Source organism: Ralstonia sp. UNC404CL21Col, assembly GCF_000620465.1.
GTDB classification, from domain to species: Bacteria; Pseudomonadota; Gammaproteobacteria; order Burkholderiales; family Burkholderiaceae; genus Ralstonia; species Ralstonia flatus.
This window is the reverse complement of the sequence record NZ_JIBE01000008.1, coordinates 94,263-109,199: the sequence shown is the minus strand read 5'-3', so window position 1 is coordinate 109,199 and position 14,937 is coordinate 94,263. Positions and strand designations below refer to the sequence as shown.

15 protein-coding genes are annotated in these 14,937 nt (G+C 64.9%); 9 read left to right on the top strand and 6 right to left on the bottom strand.

From position 1 onward, the window contains the following. The 6 genes from aroE to mpl form a co-directional block, all read right to left on the bottom strand. On the bottom strand, positions 1–918 hold the full coding sequence (gene aroE / locus N511_RS0116940; protein WP_037027097.1) for a shikimate dehydrogenase: 918 nt from the start codon (positions 916–918) through the stop codon (positions 1–3). An 11-nt stretch (positions 919–929) separates the two neighbouring features. Then, positions 930–1,844 carry an energy transducer TonB family protein gene (locus N511_RS0116935; RefSeq protein ID WP_027680369.1) on the bottom strand — a complete coding sequence of 305 codons (915 nt, stop codon included), beginning with the start codon at positions 1,842–1,844 and terminating at the stop codon, positions 930–932. Between the two features lie 52 nt (positions 1,845–1,896). Further along, entirely contained in the window at positions 1,897–3,993 is a 2,097-nt protein-coding gene (locus N511_RS0116930; protein WP_027680368.1) for a ribonuclease catalytic domain-containing protein, read from the bottom strand. 154 nt (positions 3,994–4,147) lie between these two features. Beyond that, a complete protein-coding gene (locus tag N511_RS0116925) occupies positions 4,148–4,726 on the bottom strand; it encodes a chorismate--pyruvate lyase family protein (protein WP_027680367.1) in 579 nt (192 codons plus the stop codon). Further along, positions 4,723–5,346 carry a YqiA/YcfP family alpha/beta fold hydrolase gene (locus tag N511_RS0116920; RefSeq protein ID WP_027680366.1) on the bottom strand — a complete coding sequence of 208 codons (624 nt, stop codon included), beginning with the start codon at positions 5,344–5,346 and terminating at the stop codon, positions 4,723–4,725. The genes N511_RS0116925 and N511_RS0116920 overlap by 4 nt, the downstream gene beginning before the upstream one ends. 6 nt (positions 5,347–5,352) lie before the next feature. Beyond that, complete coding sequence (gene mpl, locus N511_RS0116915) at positions 5,353–6,738, bottom strand: UDP-N-acetylmuramate:L-alanyl-gamma-D-glutamyl-meso-diaminopimelate ligase (RefSeq protein WP_027680365.1); 1,386 nt, start codon at positions 6,736–6,738, stop codon at positions 5,353–5,355. A 78-nt stretch (positions 6,739–6,816) separates the two neighbouring features. On the opposite strand from mpl, the gene N511_RS0116910 reads away from it, so the two are divergent. The 9 genes from N511_RS0116910 to N511_RS0116865 all read left to right on the top strand — a co-directional run bounded on the left by N511_RS0116910 (position 6,817) and on the right by N511_RS0116865 (position 14,929). Beyond that, entirely contained in the window at positions 6,817–7,491 is a 675-nt protein-coding gene (locus N511_RS0116910; RefSeq protein ID WP_027680364.1) for a hypothetical protein, read from the top strand. Positions 7,492–7,556: 65 nt separating this feature from the next. Continuing rightward, complete coding sequence (locus tag N511_RS0116905; protein WP_027680363.1) at positions 7,557–8,081, top strand: TlpA family protein disulfide reductase; 525 nt, start codon at positions 7,557–7,559, stop codon at positions 8,079–8,081. 181 nt (positions 8,082–8,262) lie between these two features. Continuing rightward, positions 8,263–8,730, top strand: coding sequence for a type II 3-dehydroquinate dehydratase (gene aroQ, locus N511_RS0116895; RefSeq protein WP_027680362.1), 468 nt, complete (start codon positions 8,263–8,265; stop codon positions 8,728–8,730). Between the two features lie 141 nt (positions 8,731–8,871). Then, complete coding sequence (gene accB / locus N511_RS0116890; protein WP_027680361.1) at positions 8,872–9,339, top strand: acetyl-CoA carboxylase biotin carboxyl carrier protein; 468 nt, start codon at positions 8,872–8,874, stop codon at positions 9,337–9,339. A 132-nt stretch (positions 9,340–9,471) separates the two neighbouring features. Next, positions 9,472–10,839, top strand: a complete 1,368-nt coding sequence (accC, locus tag N511_RS0116885; RefSeq protein ID WP_027680360.1) for an acetyl-CoA carboxylase biotin carboxylase subunit — start codon at positions 9,472–9,474, stop codon at positions 10,837–10,839. Next, positions 10,836–11,732, top strand: a complete 897-nt coding sequence (gene prmA / locus N511_RS0116880) for a 50S ribosomal protein L11 methyltransferase (RefSeq protein WP_027680359.1) — start codon at positions 10,836–10,838, stop codon at positions 11,730–11,732. Before accC ends, prmA begins: the two co-directional genes overlap by 4 nt. Before the next feature lie 96 nt (positions 11,733–11,828). Further along, entirely contained in the window at positions 11,829–13,280 is a 1,452-nt protein-coding gene (locus N511_RS24325; RefSeq protein ID WP_081785390.1) for a DUF3426 domain-containing protein, read from the top strand. A gap of 120 nt (positions 13,281–13,400) precedes the next feature. Further along, the gene (tpx, locus tag N511_RS0116870; RefSeq protein ID WP_027680357.1) at positions 13,401–13,901 is read left to right on the top strand and encodes a thiol peroxidase; all 501 of its coding nucleotides are present in this window, start codon (positions 13,401–13,403) and stop codon (positions 13,899–13,901) included. A gap of 92 nt (positions 13,902–13,993) precedes the next feature. Next, positions 13,994–14,929, top strand: a complete 936-nt coding sequence (locus N511_RS0116865; protein ID WP_027680356.1) for a carbohydrate kinase family protein — start codon at positions 13,994–13,996, stop codon at positions 14,927–14,929. The last annotated feature ends 8 nt before the right edge of the window (positions 14,930–14,937 follow it).

Sequence of the window (14,937 nt, the reverse complement as noted above, 5' to 3'; positions counted from 1 at the left end):
TCAGCGGGGCGCGCGTGCCGCGACTGCGGCTTCGCCCTGCAGCCCTTCGCGCATGGCGAGCAGCACGGGAGCGGTGTCCGGGCGCACGTCGCGCCAGACGAAGAACGATTCCGCCGCCTGCTCCACCAGCATGCCCAGGCCGTCCCATGCGCGGGCCCCGTTGCGCCGGGCAAACTCCATGAACACCGTCGGCCGCTGGCCGTACATCATGTCGTAGGCCAGCGCGTTGGGGCCGAACACGGTGGTCGGGATTGGCGGCACTTCGGCCTGCAGGCTGCTCGCCGTGGCGTTGATGATGACGTCGAAAACATCGTCCGCAGCAAGCTCGTCATAGCCGCCGCCCACGAGTTCGACCTCGTGCAGCTTCGCCGAGACCTCGAAGCGATCAACCAGCTTGTTGGCGCGATCCGCCGTGCGGTTGGCGAGGAACACGCGCGCCGGCTTGTGCTCCAGCAACGGCAGCAGCACGCCGCGCGCAGCACCGCCGGCGCCGAGCAGCAGCACGCGTTCGCCTGCGAGCGCGTTGCCGATGTTGTGGGTGATGTCGCGCATCAGGCCGACGCCGTCGGTGTTGTCGCCAAAGATCTCTTCGCCGTCGAACTTGAGCGTGTTGACCGCACCGGCCGATTCCGCCCGCAACGACAACGACGTCGACATGGCATACGCATCGAGCTTGAACGGCACGGTCACGTTGAGCCCGCGTCCGCCTTCGCGCACGAACGTCATCACGGTTTCGTCAAACGCAATCAGCTCGGCGTAGATGCGGTCGTAGCGGATGAGCTGCCCCGTCTGCTGCGCAAACGCGGCATGGATGGTGGGCGACTTGCTGTGCGCGATCGGGTTGCCGATCACACCATAGCGATCTGTGGGCGGCGCGCTCGCAGCTGCGAGGATGGCCTCTTGAAACGACGACGGCATGGGCGACGAAATCAGCGGGTCTGCAGGTGGGTTTCCAGACCTGCGCGGGTGAACTTGAACGTGGCGACCACATCCTGGATGTCGACGCGCTTGCGCATCTCGGCCGGGAAGCCGCCAAACGGTGAAGACGAACGCACGATGGCCACGGCCTGGCGATCCAGCGCGGGGTTGCCCGAGCTTTTGGCGATCTCGATGCCTTCGATCTTGTAGCCGTCCTGGTTGTAGCCGAGCTGGCCATCGCGGTTGATGCTGATCACGACGATCAACTCGCCATACAGCGGGCGGCCGTTCTGGCTCGGGAAGTTTGCGGTGCCGCGGGCTTCGATCTTGCGGCGCACGGCATCGTAGTAGCGGGCGTAATCGACCTGACGCGCGCTGGCGGCCGTCAGCACATTGCGGCGCGGGCGCTTGGCGTAGTTCTCCAGGTTGCGGTCGATCTCGGCTTGCAGGCGGGCGATTTCGTCTTGCGTGGTGCGGTCGTCGGTACCGTTGGTGGGCGACGGCTGCGGACGCTCGCCGGGCTTGACCTGACGATCGTTGACCAACGGCGCACGCTCGGTCGATTGCGTAAGCAGGCGGCGCTGCTCCTGCTCGAGATATTCGACGCGGCGCTCCGTGAGCTTGATGGCGTCGCCGGTCTGCTCATTGGTGTCGGCGGGCAGCGGCGTGGTGGCGCGCTGCTGGTCGTATTCGCCACCGCCGTTCAGGTTGACCTGCGCCACGGCCGTCGCCTTGGACGGCGCCGTCGAAGATTTGGCGTTGACGAGCACCACATCGAGGCCCGGATCTTCGCGCTTGATATCGAACGCCTCGGGCGCCACCACACGCACGAACAGCAGCAAGACATGCACGGCCAACGACACCACCAGAGCCTTGGTGAGCGTGCTGCTGCCGGACCAGTCCGGACGGTTTGCGAGGGCGGCCATGGGGCGATTCCTGGTCGATGCGCGAAGAATGAAGGTCAGACTGCGATTGTAGTTAGGCAGCGGTAGGCGTTCCACCGGTCTCGCCGTCCTGCGGCGGCGGCGCCACAGCAGCGCCGGCTTCGGCGCGCGCCTCTTCCCCATCAGCGGCCGGTTGTGGTTCAGCGGGCACATCGGCTTCGGTCTCTGCCTCGGCCAGTTCTTCTTCGATGGCCTCCGCTTCAGCTTGCGCGTCCGCAGCCGGGGCGAGAATCTCGACCACGCGGCACGACACTTCCAGGCTGATCTCGTCGGTCTCCAGGATATCGAGCACAACATGCGTGCCGCGCGCCGTTTGGGCCAGCTCGGGCACCTTCGTCACCAGCGGAATGTCGGCGAAGCGCACGGCGCCTTCCTTGAGCACCACGGCCTGCATGCGCGTGCGGTTTTCCTGCTTGAGCCAGCGCAGGCACCAGTAGCGCTCCATGGTCGACTGGTGGTCGGCGTAGGCGGCGTAGGTGGCTTCGAAGTCGGCAACGGCGGCCAGCAGGTCGGCATCTTTGGGCTTGAACGGTGCAATCAGCTTGGCCGTCACGCCGTGCTGTGCCACCGCTGCGATCTGCCATTGATTCACCAGATCGACATAGCGGCGCAGCGGCGAGGTGCTCCACGCGTACTGCGCCACGCCCAGACCTTCATGCGGCGCCGGATACGTCTGCATGCGCGTGCGGTGCATCCCCCACGCCTTCTGCGTGCGGTAGATGCCCGGCACACCGGCGTCAGCCAGCATGCGGCCCCACGTGCTGTTGGCCAGGATCATCAGCTCGGCCACGATCTTGTCCAGCGGCGAACCGCGTTTGCGCTGTTCGATCCGCACGCGCTCGCCACCGCCTTCCTCCTCGGGAATCGGATCGATGTAGAACGAGTAATCGCCCTTCTGCGCGCCCTCCGGCTTCAGGCCGCTGGCGATGCGGGCCTGCTGGCGGCCGTCATACAACGCGCACACAAACGGCCACAGCACCGCCAGCTCGGCCTTGAACGGATAGTCGCCCGAGCCATCGGCGAGCGCGTCGGCGGTGATCACATCGTCGAGCAGGTTGTGGCGCAGGTTGGCGGCCACGGTCACGGATTCGCAGCGCGTTTCGCTGGCGGTGACCGCCCACGTGGCGCGGTCGACCGTCACATACAGCGACAGCGCCGGGCATGCGCGCCCTTCCTGCAGCGTGTAACGGTCCACCACCGACTCCGGCAGCATCGTGATCTTGTCGCCGGGGAAATACACGGTGGACAAACGCTGACGCGCAATCACGTCCAGCGGTTCGCCGCGCTGGATGCCAAAGCCCGGCGCGGCAATATGGATGCCAATGCGCACGGTGGCGTCATCAATGGGCGTGACGGAGATGGCGTCGTCGATTTCCGTGGTGGTCACGTCGTCGATCGAGAAAGCGCGCACGTCGGCGGCCGGCAGCTCCATCACCGGTTCCGGCACGGTCACGTCCGGGAAGCCGGTGCCCTTCGGGAAACATTCCGAGAGGAAGCGGGCCTCGTGCAGCGCGCGGGCGTTGGCGATGCCGCCGACCGCCACCATCAGGCGCATCGGCGACAGGCCCAGCGCGGTGCACGCCGCATCGAGCGCCTTGTATTCGAGGCTGTTCTTGTCCGGCTTGAACAGCAGTTGCAGCGTCTTGCCGCGGAAGGCCTCGGGCAGGCGCATCGCTTTCAGCTCGGCTTCGTATTCGGCCTGCAGGGCGGCTTGCTGCTTCTTGCGCTCCAAACCTGCAAGCGCGGCCTTCAGCTGATCTTCGGGCGCGCGCTGATAGCGGCCGCGGCCCTTGCGGCGGAAGTAGATCGGCGAGCCATGCAGCGCGATGGCCAGCGCGGCCTGCTGCGTGGCATTGGCGCCGGCGCCAAAATATTCGCCGGCCAAATCGGTAAAGCCGAATTCTTCGGCCGAAGCGCATTCCCAGAGGAAATCCAGGTCGATCTCTGCCGACAGCGCCTGGGCCGCCTGCGACAACTCGCCGGCGGACGGCTGCGCGAATTGCAGCAACACGTCGCGCGACTTGACCTTGGTGCGCTTGGCGCTCGGCAACTCGACCTGATAGGCCTCGCCCTGTTGGGACAAGACGGTGCCCGCGCGGATCTCGCCGCCTTCTTCAAACAGCAACTGCATGGATTTGTATGGATTGCGGCACTCGCACGAGCGAGCGTCACTTTGAATGAGGTGGAATGGCCGCGCCGCCCGACGTTACAACGTCACGCGCGGCGATCAAAAGTTGGGGGCGATGATACCGCACTGGCCCGCCGCCCGGCCCGCGAAAATACGCTTAGCGCGGCGGGTCGAAGTCAGCCAGCGCGGGCAGGAAAACCTCCGTCACCAGCATCGCGCTTGCACCGCGCCGGAACACCGACCGGCGGGCCGGCAGCCGTGACGTGCCGGAGACAGGCGGATCGCCCAGCGCGTCGTGCGCGCGGCGCACCAGCGGGTGGCGCGCGTCCAGCAAGGCAAATTCGAAGTCTCCGCGCTGCACACGCGGATCGGCAAACAGAGAATGCCCCAGCGGCTGCGTCCCCAGCGCTTTGAGGAACGGCCAGTCGAGCGCCACGCTGCGCGGGTGGACGATGGTGTGGGCATACACCACCGGAATCTCGTCGCAGATCAGCAAAACTTCGCGGACGAGCGTCTCGGCGGCACGTGACATGCCAAGGCAACGCCACTCGTCGCGTAACGGCATCGCGCGCTGCTGGCCGAGCAATTGGACGCGAAAGCGCGACGATGCCGCACGAAGCCGTGCCGTCAGCGAGTCTGCGCCCAGGGCCCAACGCGCCCAATGCCGGTCATAAACGACAGCCGGGGGCAACGCGCTGCGCCACAGGCTGCGCGGATACGACGGTGAATCGGTCATGCGGCGTCGAATGGATGTGCGGCCAGCAAATCCGCAGGAATACCGCAAAAGACGAGCACTTCGTCCATGTAATGCGCAAAATCGCTGATGCCGTGGTCGCTGCCGTCGATGACGTGGGTGGCCGCCTGCGGGAAATGAGCAAGCATTTCGCGGTAGTCGAGCACCTCGTCACGCGTCGCCGCGAGCAGGTAATAACGCTCGGGTTGCGTGATAGCGGGGACGGCGAGCGCGCGCAGCTCGTCCAGATGGCGCGGCTCGACGCGGATCGTGCCGCCGCCATGCCAGAGCGGCTGCTCCCCGACATATTTGGCGAGATCCCGCTCCGGACGGGTGGCTGGATTGAGCATCGCCGCGCGGAGCCCGTGGCGTTCTGCCAGCCAGGTCGCATAAAAGCCCCCCAGGGAGGAGCCAATGAGCACCGGTTGCGTGCCGTCGCGCTGGCTCAATTCGGCAATCAGCGCCTCGGTTTCCGTCATTGCCTCGCGCGGCGAGACGGGCAATGCCGGGCAAACGTACTGATCCGCCAGCCCGACGGAAGCCATCCGCTTGCCCAGCAACTGGGCTTTGAACGAGCGCGGCGACGAACGGAATCCGTGCAGATAAACAATGGATGCCGACATATCGGATCAGTTTGCCGCGTTGCCCTGCTCTGCCAACGCGTCGAGCAGCTTCTGGTGGACACCGCCGAAGCCGCCATTGCTCATGACAAGCACATGGTCGCCCGGGCGAGCCGCAGCGGTGACAGCGTCCACCAACGCGGTCAGGTCAGAGAACGTGTTTGCACGCGCGCCCAACGGCGCCAACGCGCCAGCCAAGTCCCAGCCGATGGCATCGCGGCCGTTGGCGGCGCCGTAAGCGAAGACTTGGTCCGCGCCGGACAGACTCTCGGGAAGCGCTTGCTTCATCACACCGAGCTTCATGGTGTTGGAACGCGGCTCCAGCACAGCAAGAATGCGGCCTTGGCCGACATGCCGGCGCAGCCCATCGATCGTGGTCCGAATGGCCGTGGGGTGGTGGGCGAAATCGTCGTAGACCGTGACGCCGTTGACCGTGCCGCGCACTTCCATCCGGCGTTTCACATTTTCGAAACGGGCCAGGCTTTCAATGGCTTGGGCGGGTGGCACACCAACGTGGCGTGCAGCGGCAATGGCGGCGACGGCATTCATACGGTTATGGTCGCCCTGCAGCGCCCAGCGGACGCGACCCTGCGCTTGGCCGTTGAAAACAACGTCAAAGCTGTCGTCCTCGCCAAGGTTGGCGATTTTCCAGCCTTCGCCGTCTTCTGTGCCGAATCGCTCGACTTCGGACCAGCATCCGCGCTCAAGTACGCGGGTGAGGCTGTCTTCGCGACCATTGACGAGCAGCCGCCCTTGGCCGGGCACGGTACGCACAAGATGGTGGAATTGCGTTTCGATCGCAGCGAGATCCAGGAAGATGTCGGCGTGATCGAATTCCAGGTTATTCAATATGGCCGTGCGAGGGCGGTAATGGACGAACTTGCTGCGTTTGTCGAAGAAGGCGGTGTCGTACTCGTCGGCCTCAATGACGAAGAAGTCGGATTCGGTCAGCCGCGCCGACAGCCCGAAGTTGCGCGGCACGCCACCCACCAGGAAGCTCGGATTGTAGCCGGCGTCCTGCAGAATCCAGGCGAGCATCGACGTGGTTGTCGTCTTGCCGTGCGTGCCGGCGACGGCGAGCACCCATTTCTGGCGCAGCACATTGTCCCCCAGCCATTGCGGGCCCGAAATGTAGGGCAGATTGCGATCCAGGATAGCTTCCATCAGCGGATTGCCCCGGGAGATCACGTTGCCGATCACGTACAGATCGGCGCCGACGGAGAGTTGCTCCGGGTCGAAACCTTCAATCAGTTCGATGCCCTGCGCTTCAAGCTGGGTGCTCATCGGCGGGTAGACGTTGGCGTCGCAACCGGTGACGCGGTGACCAGCCTGGCGGGCGATCAGGGCAATGCCGCCCATGAAGGTGCCGCAGATTCCAAGGATGTGGATATGCATGGGTGCCGTCTCAACTTCGTAGCGCCGCATTGTACCTGCGGCTTCGGGCCGGTCCGCGCGCTTCAGTAAAATAGAGCCATGTCAAAACGCCCCACCCTCGATCCCGCCCGCGTGCGGGAGGAAATTGCCGTCACCGCCGCCCGCATGATCGCGGAAGACGGTGCCGATTACGCCACCGCCAAACGCAAGGCCGCGCGCCACGTGCTTGGCACGGAATCCCGCGCGCCGGGGGAATGGCTGCCGGACAACGAACAGGTCGAGACGGAAGTCCGCGAATATCAGGCGCTGTTCCAGGCCGAATCCCAGCCGCGGGTGCTGGCGTTGCTGCGCCGCATTGCGCTGCTGTTGATGGAAGGGCTGGCCGTCCACAACCCATATCTTGCGGGCGCCGTCTTCAATGGCACCGCGAGCGAGCACTCGGACATCCACCTGCAGGTCTTCTGTGACAGCCCCAAGGATGTGGCGATCTTCCTGCTCAACGCCGGCGTGGAGTTCGACACCACGGAAAGCGCCCACTTCGCCGGCCGCGACGAGGTGGAAACGCTCAGCTTCCTGTGGCGGGGCCAATGGCCCGCCGGGCCCGAATCCCGCGAACTCGCGCGCGAACTGCGCGCTGAAACGGGCACGCCGGTCGGCGTCCATATTGCCCTCTATGACATGAACGATGTGCGCGGTGCGCGGCGCGCCGACGCCACCGGCAAGACGCAGCGGGGCGACGCCGCCGCCGTGCGTGCCCTCCTGTCGCAGGGGTGATCCGCCGACAGGAGTACAATCCGCCACGCTTCGCCTCTGTCTATATATAGAGACCCCCGCCAACCATGTCGCGCCGCACCACCTTGATTGCCCTGTTGATCGCCGGCCTGATTGCCGCGGCGGCGGGCGTCTATTTCGGACATCGCGCCACCGAGCCAAAAACCCCCGCAAGCAGCGCCGTGGCTGCGTTTTACGACAGCAAGCTGCCCGACGCCAATGGGGCGCCGCTGGATCTGGCAGCGTTTCGCGGCCAGCCGGTGGTGATCAATTTCTGGGCGCCGTGGTGCGGTCCTTGCGTGGAGGAAATGCCTGAACTGTCTGCCCTGGCGCAGGAACAGAAGTCCAAGGCAAAGTTCGTCGGCATCGGCATTGACTCGGCCGCCAATATCCAGACGTTCCTGGGTAAGGTCCACGTCACATATCCGGTCGCGGTGGCAGGCTTTGGCGGGACGGAACTGGGGCGGCAGTTCGGCAACGACGTCGGCGGCCTGCCGTTTACTGTGATCCTTAATTCACAAGGCGAAATCACTTTCCGGAAGATGGGCCGGGTGCACGCCGATGAACTGCGAGCAGCCCTGCAGCGCACGTGAATATGGAAAACGTCATATGACGTTCATGTGCACGCAACTCCCCTTCTTCTTCGGCAAAAGCGCAGACCGGACGCACAAGATCGGTGAAAACACCGATTTGTTGAGAGTTTTTCAGCAAAAACTAGACAAAGCATTCTAAGTTGCTGTAAATTGCGCCCAACTTCGCTCAACCGGTCAAACCGTGGCTGATAAACCCATCGCCAAAGCGCTTCGCAACGTGCTCGTGCTGCACGGCCCGAACCTCAATTTGCTGGGGACGCGCGAGCCGGAAGTCTATGGTGCAACGACCCTCGCCGACATCAATGCCGCCTTGGCCGAACGCGCCACAGCGCGCGGCGTGACGTTGGCGCACTTCCAGTCGAACCACGAAGGGGCGCTGGTGGATCGCATCCATGCCGCCAAGAGCGAAGGCGTTGAATTCATCATCATCAATCCGGCCGCCTACACCCACACGAGTGTGGCGCTGCGCGATGCGCTGGCCGGCGTGGTGATCCCGTATATCGAAGTCCACTTGTCCAACGTGCATCGCCGCGAGCCGTTCCGCCACCATTCGTACCTGGCGGACCAGGCCGTGGGCGTGATTTGCGGGCTGGGCTGGCGCGGCTATCTGGCGGCGCTGGACTTCGCAATCGATCAACACGGCGGCTGATCAGCCGTCTTCTTCCTTTTATTTCAACCACTTAACCAACGCAACGACGCCAGCGCCTGGAGCGCCTTTGACCGATGCGCGGCTGAAGAGCCATTCGCGCGCATCGACCGCCCAGACCGCCGACGCTGCAGGAGAACGCTCATGGATTTGCGCAAGCTGAAAACGCTGATCGACCTGGTGGCCGAATCGGGCATTTCGGAACTCGAAGTGACCGAGGGCGAAGGCAAGGTCCGCATCGTCAAATCGGCACCGCAAGTGGTGGCCCCGATGCAATATGCGCCGATGCAGATGCAGGCCGCACCGGCTGTCAGCGCGCCCGCCGCAGCAGCGCCGGCCGCGGTTGGCGCCGAAGCAGCGTCGCCCGCCCTGCCGGCTGGCCACATCGTGACGTCGCCGATGGTCGGTACGTTCTACCGCTCGCCGTCGCCGGGCGCAGCGGAGTTCGTCAAGGTGGGCGACACCGTCAAGGAAGGCCAGACGATCTGCATCATCGAAGCGATGAAGCTGCTCAACGAGATCGAAGCGGACAAGGCCGGCGTCATCAAGGAAATCCTGATCGAAAACGGCCAGGCTGTGGAATACGGCCAACCGCTGTTCGTGATCGGCTGATCTCCCGGCATCCGACCCTCATCGTGCGGCGCGCAGCGTGCCGCATCCGAGCGCGAGCCGGCGCACAAGGGCTGCCACTGAGCGCAGCCCGGCCACAGCGCCCTCGCCTCTCCTTTTTGTAGCGAGAACACGATGTTCGACAAGATCCTGATCGCGAATCGCGGCGAGATCGCTCTTCGCATCCAGCGCGCCTGCCGCGAACTCGGCATCAAGACCGTGGTGGTCTATTCCGAGGCGGACAAGGAAGCCAAATACGTCAAGCTGGCCGACGAAGCCGTGTGTATCGGCCCGGCACCGTCGCCGCTGTCGTACCTCAACATGCCGGCCATCATCTCAGCCGCCGAGGTGACCGACGCCCAAGCCATCCACCCCGGCTACGGCTTCCTGTCGGAAAACGCCGACTTTGCCGAGCGTGTGGAGCAATCCGGCTTCACCTTCATCGGCCCGACGCCCGAATCGATCCGCCTGATGGGCGACAAGGTCTCGGCCAAGCAGGCGATGATCAAGTCCGGCGTGCCGTGCGTGCCGGGCTCGGAAGGCGCTCTCTCGGACGACCCGAAGGAAATCCTGGCAACGGCCAAGAAGGTCGGCTATCCGGTGATCATCAAGGCCGCTGGCGGTGGCGGTGGCCGTGGCATGCGCGTGGTGCACACCGAGGCCGCGCTGATCAACGCCGTCAACATGACGCGCGAAGAAGCCGGCCGCGCCTTCGGCAATCCGGAAGTCTATATGGAGAAGTTCCTGGAGCATCCGCGCCACGTGGAAATCCAGGTTCTGGCCGACCAGCACCGCAACGCCATCTGGCTGGGCGAGCGCGACTGCTCCATGCAGCGCCGCCACCAGAAGGTGATCGAGGAAGCGCCGGCACCGCACATTCCGCGCCGCCTGATCGAACGCATTGGCGACCGCTGCGCCGAGGCCTGCAAGAAGATCGGCTACCGCGGCGCCGGCACGTTCGAGTTCCTGTATGAGAACGGCGAGTTCTACTTCATCGAAATGAACACGCGCGTGCAGGTCGAACACCCGGTCACGGAAATGATCACGGGCGTCGACATCGTGCAGGAGCAGATTCGCGTGGCGGCCGGCGAAAAGCTGCGCTTCCGTCAGAAAGACATCACGCTCAAGGGCCACGCCATCGAGTGCCGCATCAACGCGGAAGATCCGTTCAAGTTCACGCCGTCGCCGGGCCGCATCACGTCGTGGCACGTGCCGGGTGGCCCGGGCGTCCGCGTGGATTCGCACGCCTACAACGGCTACTTCGTGCCGCCCAATTACGACTCGATGATTGGCAAGGTCATCACGTACGGCGCCACGCGCGAGCAGGCCATCGCCCGCATGCGCATCGCCCTGTCGGAAATGGTGGTGGAAGGCATCCAGACCAACGTGCCGCTGCACCGCGACCTGATGCTCGACGCCAACTTCGTTGAAGGCGGCACCGACATCCACTACCTGGAGCACCGTCTGGCGCAACAGGAAGTGGCCAAGGGTGGCGGCAAGTGACGTACCGCGAATGCGTGCTCGAAGTGGCGCGTGACGACGCTGAAGCGTTGTCCGAAGCCCTGTTTGATCTCGGCGCGCTGTCGGTCTCGGTGGAAGACGCCGATGCCGACACGCCTGAAGAGCAACCGCTCTTTGGCGAGCCCGGCCACGAACCGACACGCCTGGCGTGGAACCGCTCGCGCGTGGTTGCGCTGCTCGCCGACGATGCCGATCCGGCGTTGCTGGTGGCAGCCGCAGCCAACGAGATCAACCTCTCGCCGCTGCCCGCGTACACCGTGCGCGAAGTCGAAGAGCAGGACTGGGTGCGCGTGACGCAATCGCAGTTCGAGCCGATCCATATTGGTGAGCACATCTGGGTCGTGCCGTCCTGGCACGACGCGCCGGAACCCGACGCCGTGGTGCTGGAACTGGACCCCGGCCTCGCGTTCGGCACCGGCAGCCACCCGACCACGCGCCTGTGCATGGAATGGCTGGAACAGCACGTGCAACCTGGCGAACGCACCCTCGACTACGGTTGCGGCTCAGGCATTCTGGCCATCGTCGCCAAGAAGCTCGGCGCCGGAGAAACCGTCGGTGTCGACATCGACCCGAATGCGGTCGAAGCCTCGCGCTACAACGCCGAGCGCAACCACGTCGAAGCCACGTTTGCCCTGCCCGACGACGCACCGGAAGGCACGTTCGATCTGGTCGTCGCCAACATCCTGTCGAACCCGCTCAAGCTGATGTCGGCCATGCTGTGTGCCCGCGTGCGCCCGGGCGGCCGGTTGATCCTGTCTGGCGTGCTCGAGCGCCAAGCCGAAGAAGTGGCGGCCGCGTATGCCTCCGCCATTCCGCTCACGGTGTGGCGTGCACGTGACGGCTGGGTCTGCCTGCATGGTGTGAAGCCCGCGTAATTCCACGGTATTGCGCGCCGGCGCCCCCTGCAAAGGTCGACGCTGGCGCCGCTGTCTGCAATACTCGCGCGGTCGGCTTTTTTCTCCTCGTCCCGCATGGCAACTGCGCCACAAGCTGCGCCACGTTTGGCTGCCCGCTGTCCCAACTGTCAAACCGCGTTCCGCGTTGTCGCCGATCAACTGCGGCTGCGCGGCGGGCTCGTTCGTTGCGGGCGCTGCAATCACGTCTTCGATGGCCGCGATCATCTGATCGAACTAGGCGCCGTAGTCACGCCTGCGGCGCCGACGGCCGAGGCACCGCAGCCTCCGCAATCGCCGGAACCCGCCGCCCGCGTTGCCCCACTCGCCCCGTCAGCCGCTCCTGAACCCGAAGCGCCCGCAGCATCTCCGGCTGCGGAGGACGACCACGGCTTCGGCATGACGCTGATCTGGGAAGAAGACGTTCCTGAAGAAGGCGTCGCGGAAGTCCATCTGGGGGAAGTTGAAGGCGCAACACCGGTGCCTGACGTGCCATCCACCGCACCCGACACGCGTCCACTCCCCGACGAAGTACCGATCGAGCCCGAGGTAGAGCCAGCCGCTGAACCGACGCAGGAAACACGACCGCCGGAACCGCCAGCGCCGCCCGCCGATCCATTCCACGGCCTGCCGCCCATTCGCGACCTCGACGACGAGGAAGACGCGTTCGCGGCAGCCGTACCCAAGCAGCCGTCAGCTGACTTGCCGGTGGAACCGGCAATCACGCCCGCGGCGGCTCCGGCGGCTCCGGCAGTGACGACCGCCGCGGCGGCAGCGGTCTCGGCCCCTGCAAAGCTAGAGGCGGAGAAGCACGACTCGGTCTGGATGCGTCACGAAACCGATCCGCATACGCTTTTTGCACCGGTGCCGCGCCGTCATGGCCTCGCACGCCGCACGCAAGCCGAGCCGGCGGGCCCGACGCCGCAGCGCACGGTGACTGGCGCGCCGCGTCCGCGCAAGGTGCGGGGGCCGAACCACGGTGTGTCTGCCGCGACGCTGGATTTCTTGCGCGCCGCGCAAGCCCGCGAGCAAACACGCAAAACGACGGGACGCCGCGCACTGGCGCGCGTTGCGATCGGGCTGCTCGCGGTGGCGGCCGTGCTGCAACTGCTCTTCCTGGCACGGGCCGAGATCGCGCGCCGCGTGCCCTCCACACGGCCGATGTTGGAGGCGATGTGCCAACCGTTGCATTGCACGATTGCGCCACCGCGTGACCTCGATGCACTGCAGATCGAATCGTCGCAACTGCAGCGGCAGGAAGGCGACGCGTCCGACCAGTACGTGCTGACGGCTACGCTGCGCAACCGCGCCGGCGGCCCCATCGCCCTGCCCGCCATCGAACTCGTCACGACCGATCTGCAAGACCAGCTGCTCTCGCGCCGCGCGCTGCTGCCCAGCGACTACCTCAACCCGAGCGACAGTGCATACAGCAAGTCAGGGCTGCCCGCCCGCGCTGAACTACCGATTCGGGTACGATTCCAGTCCCAGCGCCCGACGGCCAACTACCGGGTCCTGATTTTTTACCCCTGAGTTTTCATCCTGGCTTAGAGCCGCTAACAAGAACCTGCCGGCCCGGCGTGCCGACGCAGATGCCACGAGGATCTTGTTAGCGGCTTTTCCCCAACACGCATCAAAGGAAGGAGTAACACCATGGCAAACGTGACCCTTGGCGGCAACCCGATCGAAGTCGGCGGCCAATTCCCGACCGCAGGCTCGAAGGCCCCGGCATTCACGCTGGTCGGCGCAGACCTGAAAGACGTCTCGCTCGCTGACTTTGCCGGCAAGCGCAAGGTTCTGAACATCGTGCCGAGCCTGGACACCCCGGTGTGCGCCACCTCCACGCGCAAGTTCAACGAAGCCGCCGCCAAGCTGGATAACACGGTCGTGCTGTCCATCTCCGCCGACCTGCCGTTCGCAGCTGGCCGCTTCTGCACCACCGAAGGCATCGCAAACGTGAAGCCGCTGTCGACCTTCCGCGACAAGGGTTTCAAGCAAGCCTACGGCGTCGACATCACGTCGGGCCCGCTGGCTGGCGTGACCGCCCGCGCCGTGGTCGTGCTCGACGCCAACGACACCGTCCTGTACTCGCAACTCGTGCCCGAGATCAAGGACGAGCCGAACTACGACGCGGCCCTGGCTGCGCTGAAGTAAGCTGAACTGACTGCATCGAGACCGGCTTCCGGTCTCTCGTTCATCACACGGCCGTCCACTGGGCGGCCGTGTCATATCTGGAGTGCTTCAATATGGCCAGCGTGATCTGCGGCTCGGTTGCCTACGACACCATCATGACGTTCGACGGACACTTCCGCGAACACATCCTGCCCGACAAAATCCACATCCTGAACGTCTCGTTTCTGGTGCCGACCATGCGCCGCGAGTTCGGTGGCTGCGCAGGCAACATCGCCTACACGCTGAAGATGCTCGGCGGCGAGCCCATCATCATGGGCACCGTCGGCCAGGATGCGGGCCCGTATCTGGACTACCTGAAAAAGCTCGGCATCTCGACCGCGCATATCACGGAGGTGCCGGACACGTTCACCGCGCAAGCGATGATCACGACCGACCGCGACAACAACCAGATCACCGCCTTCCACCCTGGCGCGATGAGCCATTCGAGCATCAATTCGGTCAAGAATGCCCTGCCGGCAAGGCTCGGCCTGGTGGGCCCAGACAGCCGCGAAGGCATGCTGCACCACGCCACCCAATTTGCCGAATCGGGCGTGCCTTTCATCTTCGATTTGGGCCAGGCAATGCCGCTGTTTGACGGCGCCGACCTGCGCCACTTCGTTGAACTCGCCAGCTACGTGGTGGTCAATGACTACGAAGCGCAGGTCATGCTGTCACGCACGGGCTACAGTGCGGCAGAACTTGCGCAGCGCGTCGAGGCTTACATCGTCACGCGCGGGGAAGAAGGGGCGGAGATTTACGCCGGCGGCAAGCAGTACACTATTCCGGTCGTGCCGGCCGAACGTGTGGTCGACCCGACCGGTTGCGGCGACGCCTTCCGCGGCGGCCTGCTCTACGGCATCGAAAATGGCCTGGACTGGGATACCACCGGCCGCCTCGCCAGCCTGATGGGCTCACTCAAGATCGCTTGCCAAGGCCCGCAGAATTACGGCCTGCCCGTCGACGAGATTGCGCGACGCTTTGAATCCGCTTTCGGGTACCGGTATCAATAAGGAACGAA